Origin of the sequence: Pseudogracilibacillus amylolyticus (SeqCode), assembly GCF_051918545.1 — a bacterium.
GTDB lineage: Bacteria > Bacillota > Bacilli > Bacillales > Amphibacillaceae > Pseudogracilibacillus.
Window position 1 is genome coordinate 1 of record NZ_JBPPZG010000295.1, and the last position, 3,635, is coordinate 3,635.

At 34.7% G+C, this 3,635-nt stretch carries 5 protein-coding genes; all 5 read left to right on the forward strand.

Features of this window, described 5'->3' with window-relative positions; all coding sequences use genetic code 11:
• The first annotated feature begins 155 nt into the window (after positions 1–155).
• On the forward strand, positions 156–416 hold the full coding sequence (gene remA / locus ACPYKA_RS19750; protein ID WP_479543907.1) for an extracellular matrix/biofilm regulator RemA: 261 nt from the start codon (positions 156–158) through the stop codon (positions 414–416).
• A 15-nt stretch (positions 417–431) separates the two neighbouring features.
• Positions 432–1,055 (forward strand): guanylate kinase, encoded by a 624-nt coding sequence (gmk, locus tag ACPYKA_RS19755; RefSeq protein ID WP_479543908.1) that lies wholly within the window; start codon positions 432–434, stop codon positions 1,053–1,055.
• Positions 1,048–1,245, forward strand: a complete 198-nt coding sequence (gene rpoZ, locus ACPYKA_RS19760) for a DNA-directed RNA polymerase subunit omega (protein ID WP_479543909.1) — start codon at positions 1,048–1,050, stop codon at positions 1,243–1,245. Before gmk ends, rpoZ begins: the two co-directional genes overlap by 8 nt.
• 86 nt (positions 1,246–1,331) lie before the next feature.
• Entirely contained in the window at positions 1,332–2,540 is a 1,209-nt protein-coding gene (coaBC, locus tag ACPYKA_RS19765) for a bifunctional phosphopantothenoylcysteine decarboxylase/phosphopantothenate--cysteine ligase CoaBC (protein WP_479543910.1), read from the forward strand.
• Positions 2,537–3,635 (forward strand): primosomal protein N' family DNA-binding protein (locus ACPYKA_RS19770; protein WP_479543911.1); only part of this gene is annotated, 1,099 nt, incomplete at its 3' end. The genes coaBC and ACPYKA_RS19770, both read left to right, overlap by 4 nt.

Sequence of the window (3,635 nt, forward strand, 5' to 3'; positions counted from 1 at the left end):
AAAGATTTTCATCAACGTTTTATATTTGCAGATAAGAAAGTATAAAACTTTCCTACTGCATGCTTTCGCCAAGGCTTGGTGATAAGCCAAGTTTTCTAATATTATAGTTAAAAATACATATTGTAAAAATAAAGACCGAATTGGAGGTCAAACCTTTGGGATTACATTTGATTAATATTGGGTTTGGGAATGTCGTTGCGGCAAATCGAATCATTTCGATCGTATCGCCGGAATCAGCACCAATAAAACGTATTGTTCAAGTAGCACGGGAAAATAACAATTTAATAGATGCTACATATGGTAGACGTACTAGAGCTGTTATCATTACTGATAGTTCTTATATTATTTTATCTGCGGTTCAGCCTGAAACAGTTGGACAACGAGTTCTTAATCATGATGAACTAGCTGAGGATTAATTAGGAGGAACAATTTTGTTTGATGAAAAAGGGATCTTGTTTATATTATCTGGACCGTCTGGAGTAGGAAAAGGTACAGTCAGGCAACGATTATTTGAACAGGAAACACATTTAAAATATTCTGTATCGGCAACTACTAGACAAAAAAGGCCTGGTGAAAAAGAAGGCATAGACTATTTTTACAAAACAAAAGAAGCTTTTGAAAAAATGATTCAAGAAAAGAAGCTTTTAGAATATGCGAAATATGTTAATAATTATTACGGTACTCCTCGAGAATATGTAGAAGAGCAACTGGAACTAGGAAATGATGTGTTTTTAGAAATTGAAGTTCAAGGTGCCCTGCAAGTAAAGAAGAACTTTCCTGAAGGAGTGTTTATTTTTCTTTTCCCTCCAAGTCTTGAAGAGTTGAAAAACAGGATCGTAAGTAGAGGAACAGAGTCCAGTGAATTAGTCATTAATCGTCTTAAAGAAGCGAAAAAGGAAATTGATATGATGAGTGAGTACGATTACGTTGTTGTCAATGACGACATTGATTTAGCTGTATCAAAAGTAAAATCAATTATTGTTAGCGAACATTGTAAAAGAGAACGAATTGAAAAACAATATAAAAAAATTTTGGAGGATGACACGGATGCTTGAACCATCAATTGACAGTTTGCAAGAAAAAATTAATTCTAAATATACGTTAGTTACTGTATCAGCAAGAAGAGCAAGGGAATTACAAAATGAAAGTAATCCCTTAGTAGAAAACCCTAAATCGTTAACGTATGTAGGAATTGCGCTTGAAGAAATTTATAATGATAAATTATACGTGAAAGAAACAGAATAACGTTAATAACCCTTGCTAATTATTGCAAGGGTTTTTACCATATAAATAGATTATTTCATAAGATGTATAAATAAAGAGGTGCTTCCATGTTACAAAACAAAAAAATTTTACTTGGAGTTACAGGAGGAATTGCTGTATATAAAGCATGTGACCTAGTGAGTAAACTAACGCAGCAGGGGGCTGATGTTAGAGTAATGATGACCACAGGAGCAACAAAATTCGTTTCACCTTTAACGTTTCAAGCTTTATCTAGAAATGATGTATATACAGACACTTTTGATGAAAAAGACCCGAATAAAATTGCTCATATTGATGTCGCTGATTGGGCTGATATTGCAATTATTGCACCTGCAACCGCTAATATTATTAGCAAAATTGCTTATGGAATAGCGGATGATATGCTTACTACGACACTTTTAGCAACGAGAGCGGACATCTATATTGCCCCGGCAATGAATGTACATATGTACGAACATCCAGCAGTAATTGACAATATGAGAAAATTAGTAGATTGGGGTTATCACTTCATTGAACCTGGCGCAGGTTATTTGGCATGTGGTTATGTAGGAAAAGGTCGACTAGAAGAACCTCAAACGATTATAAAAGTAATTTCAGAACACCAGCAACATGCAAATTTATTAGAGGGAAAAAAAGTACTAATCTCTGCTGGACCAACACGGGAAGCAATTGACCCAGTAAGATTTTTTTCCAATCGTTCGTCCGGCAAGATGGGTTTTGCACTTGCTGAAGCAGCCGTAAAGTTTGGAGCAGAAGTAACCTTAGTTGCAGGTCCTGTTGCTGAACAAACGAAACACTCAAATATAAACCGAATAGACGTTGTTACTGCCGAAGAAATGTATCAAGCGATATGGAATCATTTTGAAGCTGCGGATATTGTGATTAAAGCCGCAGCAGTAGCAGATTATCGGCCAATCGTTACACATGATCAAAAAATGAAAAAACAGGCGGGAAACTTAATGATCGAAATGGAAAGAACAAAAGACATTTTGCAATCATTAGGTGATGAAAAATCACATCAATTTGTTGTTGGTTTTGCCGCTGAAACAACGACCCCTTTGGAATATGGTAAAGAAAAATTAAAGAAAAAACATTTAGACGCGATCATTATTAACAATGTTGCAGAAGAGGGGGCAGGTTTTGCAGTAGACACTAATATTGTTACTTACATGAATAAACAACTTGCCTCAGAAAACTTGCCACTAGCTTCAAAAGATGAGATAGCAGAACAAATAATTCATTTAATTGCTCGTGATTTAAAGGAAGAAGCGAAGTGAATATAGCAAAAGTTATTGTAGATGTTCCGTCAAGTGTTATTAACCAAACATTTGATTATTATATTCCCGAAAAATTTCAAGATATCTTGCAACCAGGCATGCGGGTCGTCATTCCATTTGGGCCTCGAAAAATTTCTGGTTTTGTTGTTCAAAGAATTAAAGAATCAAATTATGCTCATTTAAAAGAAATTATTGATGTTTTAGATGTAACACCTGTATTAACTGCTGAGCTGCTCAAGCTCGGAAAGTGGTTGGCGAATGAAACGGTATCTTTATATATTACAACATACCAGGCTATGCTTCCCCAAGTGTTGAAGTCGAAATATGAGAAAGAAGTTATTCGACTAACGGATATACCGTTAGTCGCGACACTTGAGGATGCATTTAAGAAAAAGGACATCCTCTCATATGAGGAAACAGTTCAGTTATTAGGAAGTTACCGACAATTACAGCATTATATTGAAAATGGAGATCTAGCTGTTCAATATGTCGTTACGTCAAAAGCTACGAAACAATATAAAATATATATTGTGCCTTCAGACGTAGATGTTTTAGCATCGGAACATAAAAATTTATCAAAACAAGCAACAAGACAAAGGGAAATCCTGAAGTTTTTTATCCAATATCCAAAACCGATTGAACAAAAGATGCTTTATGAGCAACTGAATATTAATAAAAATAATTTAAAACCTTTAATTGACAAGAACTTATTAACGATTAAAAAGGTTGAAGTATACCGTGATCCGTATGAAGAGAAATTCACAAAAACTGAAAATCTCATCTTAACAAAGGAACAAGAGCAGGCAATAATACCAATCAATGAAGCGGTTAAGACAGATATGCATAAAACATTTTTACTTCATGGAGTGACAGGTAGCGGTAAAACAGAAATTTATTTACAAGCAATTGAAAAAGTAATAGAAAAAGGGAAAGAAGCAATCGTGCTTGTGCCGGAAATTGCTTTAACTCCACAAATGGTTAAACGATTTAAAGGAAGATTCGGTTCCAATGTAGCTGTTCTTCATAGTGCTTTATCTGTTGGAGAAAAGTATGATGAATGGAGAAAAATCCAACGAAAAGAAGTGAAAGTAGTTG

Coding starts and splice junctions, on each gene's coding strand:
- coaBC (WP_479543910.1), top strand. CDS start 1,332: ATGTTACAAAACAAAAAAATTTTACTTGGAGTTACAGGAGGAATTGCT.
- rpoZ (WP_479543909.1), top strand. CDS start 1,048: ATGCTTGAACCATCAATTGACAGTTTGCAAGAAAAAATTAATTCTAAA.